This window comes from Vibrio sp. D420a, from assembly GCF_030248625.1.
In the GTDB taxonomy this organism is placed as follows: domain Bacteria; phylum Pseudomonadota; class Gammaproteobacteria; order Enterobacterales; family Vibrionaceae; genus Vibrio; species Vibrio fortis_A.
In genome coordinates, this window is record NZ_JAHGAN010000029.1 from 84988 (window position 1) to 106039 (window position 21052).

Below are 21052 nucleotides of genomic sequence, written 5' to 3' on the forward strand. Positions count from 1 at the left end.
AATGTTGCACAAATGTTATGCAAAAAATTCAATTCAAAACGAAAAAAATGGTCTACATCGTTCAACTTTCATTGCAATTATCCTTAACAAAATTGTAGGATACTTACACATATTGGCATTTTTTGAGTATTTTATTACAGCTCAAACTTGCTAATAAATCGGTGTTATCCAAATCCCACCTATATAAACCACTAGTTTGTGGTCAAAAAAAAACGGATATCACTAAGGATTGTTTTTCTCGCAAAATTTTTCCTGCGAGAGACAGAAAGGACTCAAACCGCCAACACAGGGCAGGTTTAGACTCATAAATATAAAAGGACAAGGCTGACGAAGTGCAAACTAGTTACGCCTAGATTTAACTGGAAGGATGTATCTATGGTAGATCAAGAGCAGAACTCACAGGGTCTGTATACTCCTGAATTGGAGCATGACGCTTGTGGTATCGGTTTTGTAGCTCACCTCAAAAACCGTAAGTCTCATGAAGTAGTGACCCAAGCACTAGATATGCTAGCTCGAATGGAACACCGTGGTGGCCAAGGCTGCGATCCGTGTTCAGGTGATGGCGCAGGTATCTTGCTGCAAAAACCACACGAGTTTCTACTTGAAGAGACGGTAAAGCTAGGTATTAAGCTGCCATCTTTTGAAAAATACGGTGTTGGTGTTGTACTTTTCCCTAAAGACGAACACAAACGTGCACAATGTCGCGACATTATGGAGCGCAATGCACAACGCCTAGAGTTAGAAGTGATCGGTTACCGTGTGTTGCCAACTGATAACTCAATGATCGGCGCCGATCCACTGAGCACAGAGCCTCAATTCGAGCATGTATTTATCTCTGGTGGCCCAGGTATCACACCTGAAGAGCTAGAGCGTAAACTGTACGTTTTACGTAACTACACGGTTCGAGTATGCCTTGAGAGTGTGTCTAACATTGGTGATGACTTCTACATCAACTCTATGTCTTACAAGACGGTTGTGTACAAGGGTCAACTAACCACTGAACAAGTACCTCAGTACTTCCTAGACCTACAAAACCCAACGATGGTAAGTGCTCTTGCGCTAGTTCACTCTCGTTTCTCTACCAATACATTCCCTCGCTGGCGTCTAGCACAGCCTTTCCGTTACATCGCTCACAACGGTGAAATCAACACAGTTCGCGGTAACCTGAACTGGATGAAAGCCCGTGAAGCGATCATCGAATCTGACCTGTTCACTCAGGCTGAGATCGACATGCTACTGCCTATCTGTCAGGAAGGCAGCTCGGATTCATCTAACTTCGATATGGCACTTGAGCTCCTAGTTCTGTCTGGTCGCAGCCTGCCACATGCATTGATGATGATGATCCCTGAAGCATGGCAAGAAAACAAAAACATGGATCCAACTCGTCGCGCGTTCTACCAGTACCACGCGAACGTAATGGAACCATGGGATGGCCCAGCATCTGTATGTTTCACAGACGGTGTTCAAGTAGGTGCAACCCTTGACCGTAACGGTCTGCGCCCTTCTCGCTACACAGTCACTAAAGATGACTTCCTAGTAATGGCTTCAGAGTCTGGTGTTGTTGAAATTGAACCAGAGAACGTTGAGTTCCGTGGTCGTCTACAACCAGGTCGTATCTTCGTCGCTGACCTAGAGCAAGGTCGCATCATCTCTGATGAAGAAGTGAAAGACGGCATTGCATCAGCACAGCCATACGAGAAGTGGGTTGAAGAGAACCTACTGAGCCTGAAAAAACTGCCAGATGCGAGCAACGAATTCAGCCAGCCTTCACCAGAGAAGCTACTGCACAAGCAGCAAGCGTTTGGTGTAAGCTCTGAAGAAGTCAACGAAATCATTGTACCGATGGCGAAAGATGGTAAAGAGCCACTTTCTGCAATGGGTGCCGACTGGCCACTAGCGATTCTTTCGCACCAGTCACAACATCTATCAAACTACTTTAAGCAGCTGTTTGCTCAGGTAACTAACCCGCCAATCGACCCGATTCGTGAGCGTATGGTTATGTCTCTGAACACTTACCTAGGTAAAGATCAGAACCTACTGGCTGAGTCTCCAGAGCACTGTCAAAAAGTAGAGCTTGAGTCGCCAGTTCTATCTAACTCTGAACTTGAGAAACTACGTGCTATCGATAACGAGCACCTTCAAGCGAAGACGCTAGACATCGTATTCCAAGCAAGCGAAGACGAAGGCAAACTAGAGCGTGCACTTAAGCGTATCTGTCAGTACGCAGAAGATGCCGTTATCGATGGTTACTCAATCATCCTTCTAACAGACCGCGCGGTTAACTCGAACCATGCTGCAATCCCAGCAATGCTGGCGGTTGGCGCAGTTCACCACCACCTAATCCGTAAGGGTCTACGTGCGAAGTGTGACATTGTGGTTGAGACAGGTGATGCTCGTGAGACGCACCACTTTGCAACTCTGATCGGTTACGGCGCAAACGCAGTGAACCCATACCTAGTTATCGAAACTATGGTTGACCTGCAGCGTACGAAGAAGCTTGATCCGGAAACAAACATTCGCGAGCTGTTCGAAAACTACCGTAAGTCAATCAATGGCGGTCTTCTGAAGATCTTCTCGAAGATGGGTATTTCAACACTGCAGTCTTACCACGGTGCACAGATCTTCGAAGCATTGGGTATCAGCAAGTCTGTGGTTGATAAGTACTTCACAGGTACGGTTTCACGTATCCAAGGTCTAACGATCGATGATATCGCTAAGGAAGTTCTAGTACGTCACCGTATCGGCTTCCCGACTCGTGAAATCCCAGTACAAGTGCTTGATGTGGGTGGTGTTTACCAATGGAAACAACGTGGTGAAAAACACCTGTTTAACCCTGAGACTATCTCACTACTACAAGAATCAACGCGCAACAAAGACTACGCTCAGTTCAAGAAATACGCGAAAGCGGTAGATGACCAAGGCGATAACGCAGCAACGCTACGTAGCCAACTAGACTTTGTTAAGAACCCAGCAGGTTCAATCCCGCTAGAAGAAGTAGAGCCAATCGAAAACATCCTTAAGCGCTTCGCGACAGGTGCAATGTCATTCGGTTCTATCTCTTACGAAGCACACTCTACACTGGCAGTAGCGATGAACCGCATCGGCGCGAAATCGAACTCTGGTGAAGGCGGTGAAGATCCAATGCGTTTCGAGCGCAAAGAGAACGGTGACTGGGAACGCTCAGCAATCAAACAGGTTGCTTCAGGCCGCTTCGGTGTGACGTCTTACTACCTAACGAACGCAGATGAGCTACAGATCAAGATGGCTCAAGGCGCGAAACCGGGTGAAGGTGGTCAACTACCAGGTGATAAGGTTGATGACTGGATCGGTGCAACACGTCACTCGACTCCGGGCGTAGGTCTAATCTCGCCACCACCGCACCACGATATCTACTCAATCGAAGATTTGGCTCAGCTGATCTACGACTTGAAGAACGCAAACCGTGCGGGCCGCGTCAACGTGAAGCTAGTATCGGAAGCGGGCGTTGGTACCATCGCATCAGGTGTTGCTAAAGCGAAAGCTGACGTTGTACTTATCGCTGGTTTCGATGGTGGTACAGGTGCATCACCGATGTCGTCAATCCGTCACACAGGTCTACCTTGGGAGCTAGGTCTAGCAGAAACGCACCAAACGCTTCTGAAGAACGGCCTACGTAACCGTATCGTGGTTCAATCTGATGGTCAGATGAAAACTCCTCGCGACCTTGCAGTAGCAACACTTCTGGGTGCTGAGGAATGGGGTGTAGCAACAGCAGCGTTGGTTGTTGAAGGCTGTATCATGATGCGTAAGTGTCATAAGAACACCTGTCCTGTTGGTATCGCAACACAAAACAAAACGCTACGTGAGCGCTTCGACGGCCGCGTAGAAGACGTAGTGACATTCTTCCAGTACATGGCTGAAGGTCTACGTGAAGTGATGGCTGAGCTTGGCTACCGCACTATCGATGAGATGGTAGGTCAATCGCACAAACTGAAAGTGCGTGAAGACATCCAACACTGGAAATACAAGAACCTAGATCTGTCTCCTGTGCTTCACATTGAGCAAGCTCGTGATGAAGATGGTGTTTACAACCAAACACAGCAGAACCACAACCTAGAAGAAGTTCTAGACCGTAAGTTGATCCAAGCTGCGATTCCAGCACTTGAAAAAGGCGAAGCCGTAGACGCGGAATTCCCTATCATCAACACGGACCGCTCTGCGGGTACCATGCTTTCGAACGAAATCTCAAAGGTTTACAAAGACGCAGGTCTACCTCAACCAATGAACGTGAAGTTCAATGGTTCTGCGGGCCAATCTTTCGGTGCTTTCCTTGCTAAGGGCGTGAAGTTCGAAGTGGAAGGTGATGCGAACGATTACTGGGGTAAGGGCCTATCTGGCGGTACGCTAGTACTTTACCCAGATGCGAAATCAACCATCGTTGCTGAGGATAACATCGTTGTAGGTAACGTATGTTTCTACGGCGCGACCTCTGGTGAATCATACATCCGCGGTATGGCAGGTGAGCGTTTCTGTGTACGTAACTCAGGCGCGAAAGTGGTTGTAGAGGGTGTTGGTGACCACGGTTGTGAATACATGACTGGTGGTGTCGCAGTAATCCTTGGCTCAACTGGTCGTAACTTTGCGGCAGGTATGAGTGGCGGTGTGGCTTACGTTTGGGATAAGTCTGGTGACTTCGAAACTAAGCTAAACCCTGAATTGGTAGACCTAGATCCAATCGAAGAAGAAGATCGTGAACTACTGAAAGAGATGCTAACTAAGCAGGTTCAATTCACAGGAAGTGAAGTTGCTCAGTCTTTCCTAGACAACTTTGAAGTAAGCCTAGCCTCAATGGTTAAGGTTATGCCGCGCGACTACAAAGCGGTACTTCAAAAGCGTAAGGCTGAAGCAGAGCAAGCACAAACGGAACAAGTGGAGGCAGTATAATGGGTAAGCCTACTGGATTTTTAGAGCATGGTCGTGAGCTTCCAAAGAAGCTCGACCCATCAGTTCGTATCGAAGACAACAAAGAGTTCGTACTTAACGAAGAGTTTGGCGACAAGATCAATACTCAAGCTTCTCGTTGTATGGACTGTGGTGTCCCTTTCTGTCACAGCGGTTGTCCGATTGGTAACATCATCCCAGAATTTAACGACGCGGTTTACCGTGACAGCTGGGAAGAGGCTTGGAACATTCTAAGCTCTACCAACAACTTCCCTGAATTCACAGGTCGTGTGTGCCCTTCTCCTTGTGAGAGCGCTTGTGTTCTTGGTATCAACCAAGACCCAATCACTATCTGTAATATCGAGAAGACGATTGTAGAAACTGCGTACCGTGAAGGGTACGCAAAACCAAAAACACCTCGCTCTCGCACAGGTAAAACGATCGCGATCATCGGTTCTGGCCCTGCAGGTCTTGCAGCAGCTGAGCAACTAAACAGTGCGGGTCACTCAGTGACAGTATTTGAGCGTGATGAGAAAGTGGGCGGCCTACTGCGTTTCGGTATCCCAGACTTCAAACTGGGTATGGACGTGATTGATCGTAAGATCAACTTGATGGCTGAAGCGGGTGTTGAGTTCAAAGTAAACCAGCACATCGGTGTTGATGTGAATGCACAACAGCTTCGTCAAGAGTTCGATGTGGTACTGCTAACAGGTGGCTCAACGGTTCCACGTGACCTTCCTGTTCCAGGTCGTGAACTAAAAGGCGTTCACTTCGCAATGGAATTCCTTGGCCAAAACAACCGCCGTGCAAATGACATGGATCTTAAGGGTGAAGAGATTCACGCGAAAGACAAGCATGTTGTAGTAATCGGTGGTGGTGATACCGGCTCCGACTGTGTGGGTACGTCTAACCGTCATAAAGCAGCAAGCGTTACTCAGGTTGAGATCATGCCGATCCCACCAGAGAAGCGTCCTGCAAACATGCCTTGGCCTCAGTATCCAATGATCATGAAAACAACCACTTCTCACGAAGAAGGTTGTGAGCGTCACTGGAACATTCTGACTAAGGAGTTTATCGGTAACGATAAAGGCGAAGTCACTGGTCTACGAATCGCAGACATCGTTTGGCAAGATGCTAAGCCTGATGAGCGCCCAGGGTTTGAAGAAGTAGCAAACTCAGAGCGTGTTATTCCATGTGACATGGCATTCTTAGCAATGGGCTTCCTACACCCAGAACCAACAGGTGTACTTGCTCAATTGGACATCAAACTGGATGATCGCGGCAACGTAGCAACTGACGGCTTCGCAACCAACCAAAAAGGTGTGTTTGCAGCGGGTGATATGCGTACGGGCCAATCTCTGGTTGTACGTTGTATCAACGAAGGTCGTGAATGTGCTATTGCTATCGATGACTTCCTAATGGGCAACTCAAACCTAGAAGCGAAAGCAGACTCTTTGATGCTTTCTGCATAGAATTTTAATAACAATTCCTTCCAAACTTTTGGCCAACACTCTGTGTTGGCCTTTTTTGTTTCTGCAATACAGTACGCTTGTTATTTATCTATTTATCCATTTTTTATGAATTAAGACGAAAAAATGACATGTAACAACAATGATTAATAATCATTATCAACTGGGTTAATAAGTCTAGAAAATACGACAAAACAATAGAAAAAATCACAACTTGGTCATTTTTAGCGCGCATTTACAGATTAATTAACTATTCAAAATCCCCCTAGCTAGAAAACCAACTACTTGCTATCAATTTTTTAACATGATAAGTATGGAGATCGCTTTAAAAGAACAAGAATCGTTCAAATAAGAAAACCAACATTTTCTGCAGGAGCAGTCTGGTTGGTTTCCCCATTCGATGTTGTGAAAGGCTTCACTCACGATTGGGATATAAGCTGAGGCTTCGGCACTGTAGTGATACATGCCAAAGGAACCCGCAGTCTCAACTGCAAGCAATCAAGGAAATGATCGAATGAATCAGGAATATCGCTCGCTTTATGACCGCGAGCATGAACACTCCAGCTGTGGGGTGGGCTTCATCACCGATAAAACTGGTGAACAAACCCATCAACTGCTGTCTCTGGCCCACCAAGCTCTGTGTACTATTCCACATCGTGGAGGTATGAATGCAGAAGGTATTGGTGATGGCGCTGGGGTCAACATTGACCTGTCGATTAACTTTTATCGCCATCTACTCAAGTCCTCAAACCTTGAGTCTGGCGACTTTGGTGTTGCGAACTTCTTCTTTCCTTTCAATCGTGAACACCATGCTCAAGCAAAACAACTCATAGAAGAAAATCTATCTAAGTATCAACTGGATATTGCGCTATGGCGAGAGGTCCCTATCGACCCATCTGCGGTTAACGATGCGTCACGTCAAGTTCAGCAATCGATCCAGCAAGTGGTATTTTTAAATGGTGACTTGTCTCGCAACGCAGATCTTTTCGAACATCAGATCAACCTAGCGTTGGGTGAAATTGAATCTGTAGGCTTCACCGATGATGCTCTATCTGGTTTCTATCCACTGTCGATGAGTTCAAAAACTCAGGTTTACAAAGGACGTCTAAACTCATGGGAAGTCGTACCGTATTTTAGTGATCTTAGCCACCCTGAGCACCACATCACGACCCTATTCTTCCACACACGTTTTTCAACCAACACTGCGCCAGCTACCATGATGGCTCAGCCTTTCCGTCGTATGGCGCACAACGGTGAATTGAACACGGACAAGAAAAACCGACTCAGTGAAGATGCCATCGCACGCCAACAACAGAAGCGAGTAATCTTTCCAAAAGGTCAATCAGACTCAGCTCGACTCGACCAAACACTGGCGCGCCGCGTGGTTGAAGATGAGCTAGACATTGTTACCGCTGTATTGGCGATGATGCCACCAGCATGGGAAAACGATGAGCGTCTCTCTCCTGAAGTGAAAGCGATGCTTGAGTACTTCAGTCTTTCTGAAGAGAAAAACGATGGTCCAGCAGCGCTCATTTTCTCCGATGGCCAAAAAGTCGGAGCTCGATTAGACCGACTAGGCCTGCGTCCACTGCGTAGTGTTGAAACAGACCGCTACCTTGCAGTGATGAGTGAAGCCGGTCAGATCGACTTTCCTGCAGAAGAGATTGTGCGCTTTGGACGAATTCAAGCTGGTGGCATGATCTACTTCGATCACGCTACAGGTCGTAGCTACGAGACCAACGAGATCCTCGAAACTCTTGCTAAAGAGCGTAACTATAGCGCTCTACTTGAGTCAGCTCGTATTACCCTTAGCGACCTTGAGACGGCATCTTTAGATAGCGTTACTGAGAACGAAAACTTCAGCGCCTACAGTCGTCATGTGGCCTACTCTCTAAACCAAGAGAGCTTTAAATTCTTCCTCGATCCTATGATCGAGTACGGTGCTGAGAAGATCACGGCGATGGGCTTTGGCCTAGCACCAAACGTGCTGACCGATGAAGAAGGCGGCATGTCCAAGTACTTCAGCCAACGTTTTGCACAGGTCACCAACCCGCCTCTCGACTCTTTACGCGAATCGGATGGTATGACGCTGCGTGTCGCTCTTGGTGCGAAGCCTAATTTCAGCCCAAGCGAAACCGTACAACTGGTTCTCAACTCGCCAATTCTACAACCTCAACAACTTGAACAAGTTTTCTCGCAAGATCGAATCAAAGTTGAAACATTTGATGCTCTTTTCAATCCAACATTAAATAGCAGGGAAGATAATTCCGCGCGCGTTGCTGAAGCGCTTGTTGAACTCTGTGACCAGATTCAGGCTTCGGTTGAGAACGGCACCAATATTGTGGTGCTGAGCGATAAACAAATTGGCAATGGCAAAGCTGCACTGCCAGCGATTCTTGTCGCCACTGCCGTCAACCAAAGACTTATTAAACGCGGTCTGCGTTTCGATGCCAGCGTGATTTACCAAACGGGTCAGGCAGCAAGTAGCCATGACATCGCCTGCCTATTAGGTTTTGGTATCTCAGCCGTCTGCCCTATCTCTGTCTACCACCGCGCCAAAACGCTGTGTAACAACCAATCGATTGAGCAAGGCTTAAAGAACTTCCAAAAAGCCTGCGAAAAATCGCTGATGAAGACCATGGGTAAATTTGGCCTTTGTACGGTAGAGAGTTATATCGGTGGTGAGTTCTTCGAGTCTAACTTCCTGGATACCGATTCAGAACAACTCAACAGTTTCTTCCCGAATATCAGCTCGCCAGTTGGCGGTGCACAATTTGATGATCTCGCGTGGAGCTCTGCAAAGTGGCACTTTAAAGCCCTAGCGATCAACGAAGAAAATCAGATCCCGTTACTAGGTCTGTTTAAAGAACGTCAAGATGGCGCGGGCCACAGCTTCGGTAATACCGCGGTTCGTGAATACATCAACATGACGCAGGAAGAGGTGCGCTACGTTGATCCAGTTGCTGAACAAGCGCTTGAATCCACCGTCGCCACTAGCGAAGACGTTGCGTACAAGCAGAGAGGTTATGAGAAACTCAGCCCTGAAGAGATCGATAAGTTCCAAGTAACACCTGCTTATCGCGCCTTTGCTGATAACTTGTATCGTGAACGTGAAACTCGCCCTGCAACACTGCGTGATATCTTGCTGCTGCCTCTGAACTTCAATCTGGCGCAAAGTGCCGATGAGTTCTCTCACCTCCTCGACCGCTTCCATTTTGAAGGCAACGTCAATTACTTGTGGTCAGGGCTAGAGGTGCAAGCTTCTTCAGACGTCGCGAATCACTTCGTTCTGACACTCAACAACCGAGAGCTGGTTAACTCACTACGAATTGCGATTGAGACCACTTGGTCAGAAAAGATTGAACATGTCGCAGTCGTCAATGAAACCGTCGAGCTCACTGCTAAGCCCGTTCTTGAATCCTTCTTATCTCGCGTTAAGACGACAAAGCAGCCAATTGCCCTTGAGCAAGTCGAACCCGCTCACCTTATTACGCCAGCCTTTGCTTCTGGCGCAATGAGTCACGGTGCCCTCAATGCCAACGCTCACCAAGCCGTAGCGCAAGGCACTAACATCGCTGGCGCGATGAGTAACTCGGGCGAAGGCGGTGAACACTCTTCTCGCTTTAACTCCATCAAATCGAGCAAAATTAAACAGTTTGCTTCAGGTCGTTTCGGTGTTTGGGTCGGCTACCTTGCAGACCCGCAGCTTGAAGAGATCGAAATCAAGATCGCGCAAGGGGCAAAACCGGGTGAAGGTGGTCAGCTGCCATCACCAAAAGTAACGGTAGAAATTGCCGCTGCGCGTGGTGGTACTCCGGGCGTGGAACTTGTCAGTCCACCGCCCCACCATGATACCTACTCGATAGAGGATTTAGGTCAGCTGATCCATGACGCTAAAGCCGCACGTGTACGCGTGATCGTTAAGCTCGTATCGTCTGAAGGTATTGGTACCATCGCCGTTGGTGTCGCCAAAGCTGGCGCAGACATCATCAACGTAGCAGGTAACACAGGTGGTACAGGTGCTGCTGCCGTAACCAGTTTGAAGAATACTGGCCGAGCTGCAGAAATCGGTATCGCCGAGGTGCATCAAGCTCTAAGTGAAAATGGCCTGCGCGATAAGGTCACACTGCGTTGTTCAAACGCACACCAAACCGGTATCGACGTGATTAAGTCTGCCATCATGGGTGGTGACTCGTTCGAGTTCGGTACCACAGCACTGATGATGCTCAAGTGTGTAATGGCTAAGAACTGTAATGTTAAATGTCCGGCCGGCCTGACGACCAACCCAGAGTTGTACCAAGGCGATCCAAGAGCCCTTGCTCAATACTTCCTAAACGTTGCCCACGAGGTTCGTGAGATCTTGGCTCGCCTCGGCTACAGCAGCTTGCAAGAGATCCGTGGTAAGAGTGAGCTGCTTCACCTTGCTAACCACCACAGCATTGTTGGTAAGCTCAATGTCACTGGCCTACTGCGAGAAGTCGACCTTGTTAAGGTTGCGAAACCCGTTTATCTAGAAGCTGACTTCACGCCAGATGACAACCTTATTGAACAGTTACTCGCTGACTACTTTGAACAAGAAGAGCGCAATATTGTTCTGGATGCGGGTAAGCTCAATAACCGCAACAAATCAACAGGTGGTCAACTCTCAATCGACATCGAGCGTGCCCTGAACTACCAAAGCAAGGCGCAACAACACCCAGCAACACTCACAGCGGCTAATGGTCGTCGTTTCTTTGATGCCGAGTCTATCGTTGTCAAAAGCCACGGCAGTGCAGGTCAAAGTTACGCTGCATTTAATAACAGCGGTCTGGTCATGGAGCACACTGGTACCTGTAACGACGGTGTCGGTAAAGGCTCAAGTGGCGGTCATATTGTGGTTCGCTCGCCAAGTCAACGTAAACTGAAAGCAGGCAACAACGTCCTTATCGGCAACTTTGCACTGTTTGGCGCAACTGGCGGCCAAGCCTTTGTTCAAGGCGAAGCGGGCGACCGTTTTGCAGTACGTAACTCTGGTGCTGTTGCTGTCGTTGAGGGGGTTGGTGACTTCTGTTGTGAATACATGACTAACGGCTCAGTGATCAACCTTGGAGGCTTTGGTAAAGGCTTCGGCAACGGCATGTCTGGTGGTATTGCTTACCAGTACGACATCGATGGTCAATTCGTAAATAGCTGCAGCGCCGACTCAGTACTCACAGTGCCATTGATTGAACAAAACCCGGGATACGAAGAAGCACTTAAGTGGCACCTAGAACAGCACGTTCGCTTTACTGGTTCACTCAAGGCGCAGCGTATCCTCAAAGATTGGCCGACCAGTCGCACCTTGTTCACGCTTGTAGTTCCATTTGCTCTATTACACAGCCAACATCCAGAGAGTATTCTGACCTCTCACACGCGTAAGCAGATGCTGGAAGAGCTCATCCAAGGCCAAGCCAATAACCTGATCGAAGCGGTGCACTTTGCCTACCGTGATCAAAAGGCTCTGTCTAATGGATTGAGCCCACAATATGGCGATATGGATACACCGCTCATCTGTGATCTATTAACCCACAGTGGCGTGCTGCATCGAGCTCATCAACTCGCTAAAAACAGCGCCGGTAATGCTCAAGTGATCCAACGAATGTTTGAGCTGAAAGATAAAAAGCTCTACGACCAACTGCTTAAAGATGTTAAGGAAGCGGTCTCGAACTACAGCGACGATGAACTTTCAGTACTGCTCGCGAATAAACGCATTCAAGACTACAAGGCTTCACTCGAGAGACGCGATGTGTGGGATACCCACAGCCGCGGCACAACTGTGTGGATCATGGCAAGAGAACAAGATATCAGCAAAGAGATGAAAGCGATTGAGCCAATCAATCAGCGCCTAGCAACGCTTTACTGCTATACCTTTGCCGATGTGATCCGTGAGCAGATCGAACAAGCAGAACAAGAAGCCCATACTCAAAATAATTGGGTCTACAGTTAGGCAACAAGCACGTTCAGCCCTATGAGCATAGTTTTGTTATGTGATTAGGGTGAACGTGAGCAGTTAACAACGCTGTAGATTCAAATATGACGAGTATTATCGCCTAAGGACAGGCAAAGTATTAAATAGGAAGAAAAATGAAAGTACCTCATTTGCCACAAGATATACCATTTAATGAAGACCAAAAGACTTGGTTGGCGGGCTTCTTTTCAGGCCTTCATTCACGCCTTTTGGTTAAAGAAGAGTCCGTTGTACATGCGGAGTCTAAGCCTCAAGTAAAAGGACTAACCATCCTCTATGGTTCACAAACAGGTAACGCAGAGAGCGTTGCCTATGACACTGCAGAGAAAGCCAAAGAGTACGGCTTAACTGCAACTGTTCAAGATATGGATGACGTTGACGCGCAAGTCTTTGTTAAGTCATCGCGTATTCTGATTGTCACCAGTACCTACGGTGAGGGTGAACACCCAGATAATGCAGAGACACTGTGGGAAACCATGAGCAGTGACAATGCACCTCAACTTAGTAATACCTACTTCTCGGTTCTGGCTCTGGGTGACACCAGCTATGACGATTTCTGTTTGGCAGGTAAAGAGTGGGATGAGCGATTGGTTGAGCTTGGGGCAACTCGCGTGACTGACCGTGTCGACTGTGACATCGACTTTGAACAACCTGCAGAAGAGTGGATGATCGCTACCCTACCAGCTATCGCAGCACAGGGTGCGGATAGCGAAGCGGTATCTGGCTCATCACCGGCAGCAAAGCAGAAATCCAAGTACGGTCGTAAGAACCCTCTGCAAGCAACACTTAAACATAAGCGTGTGCTGACCAAACAAGGCTCAAGTAAAGAGATCGTACACTATGAGCTTTCACTAGAGGGCTCAGGCGAGTTCTACAAACCGGGTGATGCTCTTAATGTGATCCCAGAAAACCAACCTGAGCTAGTGAGCGCGCTACTCGATCACTTCCAGTTCAGCGGTGATGAGAAACCATCATGGAATGGCGAAAACCACAGCTTGCGTGAGCTGTTCACCAGTTACCTAGATATCCGAACGCCATCAAAAGAGCTAGTCAAAGCTCTTGCAGAAGCAGCCAGCGATCACCGAGTAATCCAGATGCTAGGCAGTGACGATACCAGTGCACTGAACGACTTCCTATGGGGTAAAGATATCCTCGATCTTGTAAAAGCTTATCCAACCTTGTCGTTGTCACTGGCTGAGATTTTATCTTTGCTAAGACCAATTGCACCACGCGCTTACTCGATCTCATCAAGCTTAAACAAACATAACGATGAAGTTCACCTCACCATTGGCAGCGTGCGTTATAACAATGGTGAACGAGACTACAACGGTACTTGTTCGACATGGCTTGCAGACCTCGTTGAAGAGGGTAAGAAAGTCCCTTGCTACTTTGCACCAAACAAAAACTTTGCAGTTCCTGAAGATGATAAAGCGCCAATGATTATGGTAGGTCCAGGGACAGGTATCGCGCCATTCCGCGCCTTCCTTGAAGAGCGTGAGGTGCAAGCGTCTCCTGGTGACAACTGGTTGATCTTTGGTGACCGCAATAGCGCTACCGATTATATCTACCAAGAAGAGATCGAAGCTTTACAGCAAAAAGAGGTACTGACTCGACTTGATCTCGCGTTCTCACGTGACCAAGAACAGAAGGTGTATGTACAAGATAAGATGCGCGACAGCGGCGCTGAGCTATTTGCTTGGCTAGAGCGTGGCGGGTACTTCTTTGTCTGTGGCGATGCTTACTACATGGCAAAAGACGTCGACAAAGCACTGCATGAGATTGTTGCTGAGCATGGTGGTCTCGATGACGATGGCGCTAAAGCGTACGTCAATCAGCTCAAAAAGCAGAAACGCTACGTCCGTGATGTTTACTAGGTCTTTTGCCATAGGTCTTTAAGTTCTAGCTAACATATTAAAAATAAAAGGATCTCATTAGGGATCCTTTTTCCTTTTTAAGTCATATAATTAACCCTTAGTATTATGACGATCATCAATGGGGTAAGCCGTATACTCCCATTAAAGACAAAGGAAAAAACAATGAAAAAAGTCGTCTTGCTCTCCACCCTTATTATCGGCCTCGCAGGCTGTAGCCAAGGAAATCAAACAATGGAAGACAGAACCAAAAACCCATGTGGCGACAAGCCTAACTGTGTCTCAACTCAAGACACTCGTGAGCAACACAGCATTGCTCCATTTACTCTCGCTGATGGCGTCAGCCTGTCTCAGATTGAAGCGGTCATCTTACAACAGCCTAGAACCAAAACAGCCGTAAAGAATGACGATTACTTACGTGTCGAATTTACCAGCAAGATCATGCGTTTTGTCGATGACTTAGAACTCAAAGTTGAAGGCAATAACCTTTTGGTTCGTTCAGAGTCTCGTACCGGTCATTCGGATTTTGGCGTGAACCGCAAACGCGTGGATACCTTACGAGCAGAGCTGACAAAAGCTGGGCTGATTGAGTAATCATACCAGCAGTTGTGATACCGAAGAGAAGTACACAAGTGCTGTCGCTTGATGCTTCTCTTCCATGCTACAATTTCACCCTATTGTAAAAACAACCTTATTAAGAGACTACACATGAAAATCGGCATCATTGGCGCAATGGAGCAAGAAGTTGCGATCCTAAAATCAGCAATCACAGAGATGACAGAAGTGAAAAAAGGCGGCTGTACCTTTTTCTCAGGTCAGTTAAATGGTGTTGATGTTGTGTTACTGCAATCTGGCATTGGTAAGGTAGCGGCTGCGGTAGGTACTTCTATCCTACTAAGCGAATATCAACCAGACGTGGTTTTAAACACTGGCTCTGCAGGCGGTTTTGATTCAACACTTAACCTAGGCGATGTGGTTATCTCTACTGAAGTTCGTCACCACGATGCAGACGTGACAGCGTTTGGTTACGAGATCGGCCAAATGGCAGGTCAACCAGCGGCATTCCAAGCAGATGCAAAGCTAATGGACGTTGCTGAGAAAGCACTAGCACAAATGGAAGACACACACGCAGTGCGCGGCCTAATCTGTACTGGTGATGCTTTCGTTTGCACGGCTGAACGCCAAGAGTTCATCCGCAAGCACTTCCCATCTGTAGTAGCGGTTGAGATGGAAGCATCTGCAATCGCACAAGCTTGTCACCAATTCGAAGTACCGTTTGTTGTCGTTCGCGCAATTTCTGACGTAGCAGACAAAGAGTCACCAATGAGCTTTGAAGAGTTCCTACCGCTAGCAGCGAAGAGTTCTTCTGAGATGGTGATTAAGATGGTAGACCTACTTAAATAAGTCACTCAAGATGCAAACACTGTTTAATCAGGTATTTGCAAATGGCGTGCTCCTCGTTATGTGGGGGGCTCTGCTCTTTCATTTAATCTTACCGATTCCTCACAGCGCTCACCCAGTGACTCTCTGGCACAAGTTCGCTGAACTGCTCGCTGACAAGGTAAACAACAATCGCAACTACTCGCAGAGCTTAATCTCTGGAACCTTAGCTTGGCTGTTGATGTGTTTTCCTGCTCTCATTCTGCTTATCGCCCTCAAGCCTCTGATGTGGCAGCCGCAACTATTTGAACTTGCCCTTCTGTTGCTTGCCATCGATTGGCGCAACAACGAGAAGCTTGCAAGCCAACTGATTCGCGCACTCAGTCGGGATAATAAGCCGCAAGCACGCAAACTGCTCGCGCCTGTGGTTAATCGCCAAACCGATACCCTGTCTACATTGGGACTTGGAAAAGCCTCTGCCGAAACTCTGATTATGGGTTACGGTCGCAACGTCATCTGCGTGCTCTTTTGGTACGCCATTGGTGGAGGCATTGCGGCGCTCATGTATCGTTTGACCGCAGAGTTAGCGCGCGCTTGGTCACCAAGCCGACAACGCTTTGCTCCATTTGGTTCCAGCGTAGTGAAAGTTGTCGCGGTTCTAGAGTTTATTCCATTACGACTGTTTGCCTTGATGATTGTGGTTGGGCGCAACGCAAGTAATACCTTCTCGATGATGCTGACTCAGAGTCGTTCTTGGCCACTGCCAGGCCCTGCTTGGCTTATCACTTCAGCGGGCAATAAACTCGAACTATCCCTGGGTGGTCCAGCAATCTATGACAACGTTAAAGCGGTAAGAGCCAAATTGGGTGGTCGAATTGCACCATCAGCGCTGCACTTAGCCCAACTGCAAAAAATGCTCGCTTGGCGGATATTGGCGTGGCTACTGATTCAAAGTGCTCTATTACTGATTATTCACCAAGGGATTTAATGTGAAGTTTTCTTTCTCTTGTGCAGCTATCTCTGCACTTTCACTCTGTTTATGGCAATCCAATGCACAGGCAGAAACTCATAGCGAAGCAAAGCGTGTCGTTAGTCTTGCCCCGCACGCCACAGAGTTGGCTTACAGTGCAGGACTTGGTGACAACTTGATTGCAGTGAGCGAAAGAAGCGACTACCCGCCCGAAGCTGATAAGCTGCCCAAGGTTGCCAACTATCAAGGGATAAAGGTCGAAAAGATCATCGCGCTTCAACCCGATCTGATTCTGGCTTGGCCCGCAGGCAATCCACCGAGAGAGCTTGCGAAGCTCAAACAATTTGGCTTAGAGATCTACTACTCACAAACCAAGAGCCTAGACAGCATCGCCAGTAATATTGAGCACCTCAGTCAATATTCTAGCAACCCTGACGTTGGACTCAGCAACGCCAAAGCTTATCGAGAACAGCTTGAGCAGCTCAGGGCTAAGTATCAAGACGCCGAGCCAGTTCAATACTTCTACCAGTTGAGTGAGAAACCGATCATCACTGTCGCACAAGGTCACTGGCCGAGTGAAGTCTTTGATTTCTGTGGCGGCCAAAACATTTTCGAAGACGCTGCGACCTCTTACCCACAAGTGAGCATTGAACAAGTGGTATTGAAAAAGCCTGAGGTTATCTTCACCTCTCGCCATGCCATTGAGAACGGCACCATGTGGAGCGATTGGGGTGATGAAATCCCAGCAGTTGAAAAAGAGCAGATTTGGTCACTCAATTCTGACTGGATAAACCGCCCTACAACACGAACACTACAAGCTATCCAACAGGTGTGCGATTACTTTGATAAAGCACGTCAAAATCGCTAACTATTTGATGCGATTTTTCGTACAATTCGCCGTATACCTGTCCCTACAATTTAAACTTTAAGAGCATCAGTATCATGGACTCCATGCTGCTTTACTTTATCGACTTATTCGGTACGGCTATTTTTGCCATCTCTGGCGTATTTGTCGCTGGCCGCTTGAAAATGGACCCATTTGGGGTCGCCGTTCTAGGCAGTGTGACTGCTATTGGTGGTGGTACTATTCGCGATATGGCGTTGGGTGCTACTCCCGTATTCTGGATCACCGATACCACCTATCTGTGGGTTATTCTTATTACCTGTCTGCTGACAATGATCATCGTAAGACGTCCGAAACGTCTCCCATGGTGGATCCTGCCTGTATGTGATGCTATCGGTTTGGCTGTGTTTGTTGGCATTGGTGTAGATAAATCGTTGAGCTATCAAGACTCTGCACTGGTTGCGATAATCATGGGTGTGATTACTGGCTGTGGCGGCGGTATTATCCGCGATGTACTGGCTCGAGAAGTACCAATGATCCTACGAAGCGAAGTGTACGCCACAGCATGTATCATCGGTGGTGTATTCCACACAACGGCTCTTAGCATGGGACAAGACTCCGAGACAGCTTTCCTAGCCGGTGTCTTCTCTACCCTATTGATTCGTCTAGGAGCAATTCGATGGCACCTATCTCTGCCAACATTTGCCCTCAACAAATAGTGCTCTAAGCGCTTGAACCTCATAACAAAAATCAAAGGCTCTCCGGAGCCTTTTTTGTGCCTGTCGATCCTCTTCCGTCACTCAAACTTGCTCTTAGCAAAACAAAAGCAGATTAAATAAAGTTTTTTATTTACTTAGTCATTTTTTGAACTATATTAGTAAACAAATATCTTTATAAAGTTATTTATTTACTAATTAGAGAACACTGGAGGTTCCCATGCAGGCTTATGTTGAACACGCAAATATCACCGTCAGTAACATTGATGACGCCGTCCAATTTATCCAAACCGCGATCCCTGAATTTAAAGAGCGCCACCGTGGACAAACAAATTATCGCTGGTGCCATATCGGTACTGACGACAGCTACATTGCACTTCAAGAGGTCGTTGCAAGAGAGAAAACCGATCGCTCCCCTTATCTAGACGTTGGCATCAATCACATTGGTATCGTTGTTGATGACGTTGAGCATGTTCAGAAGCGCTTATTAGCTGCTGGTTATGAACAGAACGATATCGGAGAGGACAACCCGTTTCGCAAGCGCGTCTATTTTTACGATGCAAGCGGTGTTGAGTGGGAGTTCATTGAGTACCTTACTCAGGATGCTGAAAACAAAAATCGCTACGAGGATTAAATAATGAATCAGATCGGTATTGTTTTCTTCTCTAAGTGTGGTGCAACGAAAGCTGTCGCCCATGCCCTCGCCGAGGGTGTCGAGGCTCAATCTCAATCTATCACCATGATTGAGGTGTTACCCAGTGAAATTGTAGAGGGTCGCTACATCAACGAACAAAAGCTCGAGCAACTTGGAGAGTGCGATGCGATTGTATTTGGCTCCCCAACTTACATGGGTAGCCCAGCGGCGCAATTTAAGGCATTTATGGACGCCAGCAGTGAGCCCTACTGTGCTAAAGCTTGGCGCAATAAATTCGCCGCAGGCTTTACCACGGGCGGCAGTCTCAATGGAGAGCAACAACAAACACTATTGAGTTTCTTCACACTGGCGTGTCAGCATGGAATGTTATGGATTGGACTTGATGCCTCTAAGCATACCGATGATTTAGGCCTCAACCGTACAGGCTCTAACATCGGTTTGGTGTCGAGTATCGATGATGGGGAGGAGAGCGTTAATGGCAATGACCTACTCACTGCTCGATATTACGGCAGCAGAATCGCAACGCTAGTTCAAGAACTGACAAGTAAAGAGTAGAGCCCAAGGTCTGATTGAGATAAGTTGGGGGTATTATTCCCAACTTTCATCAATAACCCTATGCTACTTGAAGGTATTGAAACACTGCTGGTGCTCAGCAAAGCAAAAACCATGAGCCGCACTGGTAGCTTGTTGTACATCAGTCAATCTGCAGTCAGCAAACGCATTGCTAATTTAGAAAAGAAGTTAGGTAAAAAGCTGATCGAACCCAATGGGCGACAGATTAAACTCTCTCCTGATGGCGTAGCTCTTATCGAGAGTATCGGCCCTGCGTTTAATGAATTACGCGGACTTATTTATGAACAGCAAGAGCTAGAAGACACCACGCTAATCACCTTAGATAGCTCTAAATCACTGATTGCCGGCTACTTAGGTAAGATGATGGGCGACTTTATCCAACATGATAAATACATCACCATCACCACCAACCACACACCACGGATCATCGAACGAGTGCAATCAGGGAAAGCGACTCTGGGGTTGTGTGCCGGGGTACTTCCCCCTCATCACGGGTTGATGACCTTTCATCTTTTCGACGAGCCATTCTACATTGTGAGTTCAACACAATTAGAATGTCTACCAGAGCGTGTCATCACTAATGACATGACCAACCCAGCCAATAGCTATCAATTATCGGTGCTTGAGAAGTTCGGTGTTAAGCCGCTAATGGAGATGGATGCTTATACCGCAGCCGCACAGCTGGCGCTTGGTGGAACAGGCCCTGCACTGATTCCTCTATCAATCGTCAAAACCCTCAATATTACCCCTCAGCATCTGTTTAGTTTTGAAGAGCTCAAAAATTTGATTCGCCCGATTCACATCTGTGTGCGACCAAATAGCTACCAGTCACCGCGAGTTAAAGCACTGATAGAATCCATTGTTGATGCTGTTCCCAAAGCAGTTTAGAAGCCATCAACATTGACATCACAATCACCAAAGGACGAATCCACTTTTGTCCTTTAGTCACTACTACCTTGGCACCTAATTGTGCACCAATAAAGCCACCAACAGCCATCACTAAACCGAGTTCCCAAATTGGTAGGCCAGCAATAATGAAGAAGATCAGTGCGGCAATATTCGATGTAAAGTTCAACACTTTGGTACGCGCGGTCGCGTCAACTAAAGAGAAGTGACCAATTGCGACAAAGCAGACCGTGAAGATAGAACCGGTACCCGGTCCAAAGAAGCCATCATAAAAGCCCACACCACCACCAACACACAGCGCAAACATCGCCTCCGAGATACGTTGCTTCCCTTCGCTGGTCTTAGTTTGTGGGGCTAACAGGAAATAGAGTGAGATCGCAATCAGTAGCAGTGGGATCAAGCTAGTGAGCAAACTTGCATCGATGTATTGGACTAACTCGGCTCCAATCGCGGAGCCAATGAAGGTACACAAGATGGCGAAACGCATCTCCTTGATACTCACGATACCGTTACGCACGAAGTACCAGCTTGCGGAAAAGCTGCCGAAAGAGCTTTGAAGCTTATTAGTTGCTAGAGCTTGTGTCGGCGGAACGCCTGCGGCCAGAAGCGCTGGGAGTGTCAACAGTCCACCACCACCAGCCATCGCATCAATAAAGCCTGCAGCTGTCGCCACAAAAAACAAGATGGCTAGAATCTCAATGGTAATGTCCATGTGTCTCACTCCTTAACGTTGAGAGCACAAATTACCACTGAAATAAAAAT

13 protein-coding genes are annotated in these 21052 nt (G+C 47.4%); 12 read left to right on the forward strand and 1 reads right to left on the reverse strand.

Features of this window, described 5'->3' with window-relative positions; genetic code table 11:
* The first annotated feature begins 375 nt into the window (after positions 1–375).
* The 12 genes from gltB to KI743_RS18980 all read left to right on the forward strand — a co-directional run bounded on the left by gltB (position 376) and on the right by KI743_RS18980 (position 20272).
* Positions 376–4923 carry a glutamate synthase large subunit gene (gltB, locus tag KI743_RS18925; protein WP_285467747.1) on the forward strand — a complete coding sequence of 1516 codons (4548 nt, stop codon included), beginning with the start codon at positions 376–378 and terminating at the stop codon, positions 4921–4923.
* Positions 4923–6392: a glutamate synthase subunit beta gene (locus KI743_RS18930; RefSeq protein ID WP_285467748.1), complete on the forward strand. Its 1470-nt coding sequence runs from the start codon at positions 4923–4925 to the stop codon at positions 6390–6392. Before gltB ends, KI743_RS18930 begins: the two co-directional genes overlap by 1 nt.
* A gap of 511 nt (positions 6393–6903) precedes the next feature.
* Positions 6904–12354, forward strand: a complete 5451-nt coding sequence (locus tag KI743_RS18935; RefSeq protein ID WP_285467749.1) for a glutamate synthase-related protein — start codon at positions 6904–6906, stop codon at positions 12352–12354.
* 137 nt (positions 12355–12491) lie between these two features.
* Positions 12492–14249 carry a sulfite reductase flavoprotein subunit alpha gene (locus tag KI743_RS18940; RefSeq protein WP_285467750.1) on the forward strand — a complete coding sequence of 586 codons (1758 nt, stop codon included), beginning with the start codon at positions 12492–12494 and terminating at the stop codon, positions 14247–14249.
* A gap of 162 nt (positions 14250–14411) precedes the next feature.
* A complete protein-coding gene (locus tag KI743_RS18945) occupies positions 14412–14840 on the forward strand; it encodes a DUF1499 domain-containing protein (RefSeq protein ID WP_285467751.1) in 429 nt (142 codons plus the stop codon).
* A 114-nt stretch (positions 14841–14954) separates the two neighbouring features.
* Positions 14955–15650, forward strand: a complete 696-nt coding sequence (gene mtnN / locus KI743_RS18950) for a 5'-methylthioadenosine/S-adenosylhomocysteine nucleosidase (protein ID WP_032553134.1) — start codon at positions 14955–14957, stop codon at positions 15648–15650.
* A gap of 10 nt (positions 15651–15660) precedes the next feature.
* Positions 15661–16614: a cobalamin biosynthesis family protein gene (locus KI743_RS18955; protein WP_285467752.1), complete on the forward strand. Its 954-nt coding sequence runs from the start codon at positions 15661–15663 to the stop codon at positions 16612–16614.
* 28 nt (positions 16615–16642) lie between these two features.
* Positions 16643–17464, forward strand: a complete 822-nt coding sequence (gene btuF, locus KI743_RS18960; protein ID WP_285467805.1) for a vitamin B12 ABC transporter substrate-binding protein BtuF — start codon at positions 16643–16645, stop codon at positions 17462–17464.
* Positions 17465–17538: 74 nt separating this feature from the next.
* A complete protein-coding gene (locus KI743_RS18965; RefSeq protein ID WP_032553131.1) occupies positions 17539–18159 on the forward strand; it encodes a TRIC cation channel family protein in 621 nt (206 codons plus the stop codon).
* Positions 18160–18376: 217 nt separating this feature from the next.
* Positions 18377–18790 (forward strand): VOC family protein, encoded by a 414-nt coding sequence (locus tag KI743_RS18970; protein WP_285467753.1) that lies wholly within the window; start codon positions 18377–18379, stop codon positions 18788–18790.
* Between the two features lie 3 nt (positions 18791–18793).
* Complete coding sequence (locus KI743_RS18975; RefSeq protein ID WP_285467755.1) at positions 18794–19366, forward strand: flavodoxin family protein; 573 nt, start codon at positions 18794–18796, stop codon at positions 19364–19366.
* Between the two features lie 60 nt (positions 19367–19426).
* Complete coding sequence (locus KI743_RS18980) at positions 19427–20272, forward strand: LysR family transcriptional regulator (RefSeq protein ID WP_285467806.1); 846 nt, start codon at positions 19427–19429, stop codon at positions 20270–20272.
* Here the strand turns inward: KI743_RS18980 and KI743_RS18985 are convergent.
* The gene (locus tag KI743_RS18985; RefSeq protein WP_032553128.1) at positions 20223–21002 is read right to left on the reverse strand and encodes a TSUP family transporter; all 780 of its coding nucleotides are present in this window, start codon (positions 21000–21002) and stop codon (positions 20223–20225) included. The genes KI743_RS18980 and KI743_RS18985 overlap by 50 nt on opposite strands.
* Between the last annotated feature and the right edge of the window lie 50 nt (positions 21003–21052).

Coding starts and splice junctions, on each gene's coding strand:
- KI743_RS18940 (WP_285467750.1), top strand. CDS start 12,492: ATGAAAGTACCTCATTTGCCACAAGATATACCATTTAATGAAGACCAA.
- KI743_RS18965 (WP_032553131.1), top strand. CDS start 17,539: ATGGACTCCATGCTGCTTTACTTTATCGACTTATTCGGTACGGCTATT.
- KI743_RS18945 (WP_285467751.1), top strand. CDS start 14,412: ATGAAAAAAGTCGTCTTGCTCTCCACCCTTATTATCGGCCTCGCAGGC.
- KI743_RS18955 (WP_285467752.1), top strand. CDS start 15,661: ATGCAAACACTGTTTAATCAGGTATTTGCAAATGGCGTGCTCCTCGTT.
- KI743_RS18935 (WP_285467749.1), top strand. CDS start 6,904: ATGAATCAGGAATATCGCTCGCTTTATGACCGCGAGCATGAACACTCC.
- KI743_RS18980 (WP_285467806.1), top strand. CDS start 19,427: ATGCTACTTGAAGGTATTGAAACACTGCTGGTGCTCAGCAAAGCAAAA.
- gltB (WP_285467747.1), top strand. CDS start 376: ATGGTAGATCAAGAGCAGAACTCACAGGGTCTGTATACTCCTGAATTG.
- mtnN (WP_032553134.1), top strand. CDS start 14,955: ATGAAAATCGGCATCATTGGCGCAATGGAGCAAGAAGTTGCGATCCTA.
- KI743_RS18985 (WP_032553128.1), bottom strand. CDS start 21,002: ATGGACATTACCATTGAGATTCTAGCCATCTTGTTTTTTGTGGCGACA.
- KI743_RS18930 (WP_285467748.1), top strand. CDS start 4,923: ATGGGTAAGCCTACTGGATTTTTAGAGCATGGTCGTGAGCTTCCAAAG.
- KI743_RS18970 (WP_285467753.1), top strand. CDS start 18,377: ATGCAGGCTTATGTTGAACACGCAAATATCACCGTCAGTAACATTGAT.
- KI743_RS18975 (WP_285467755.1), top strand. CDS start 18,794: ATGAATCAGATCGGTATTGTTTTCTTCTCTAAGTGTGGTGCAACGAAA.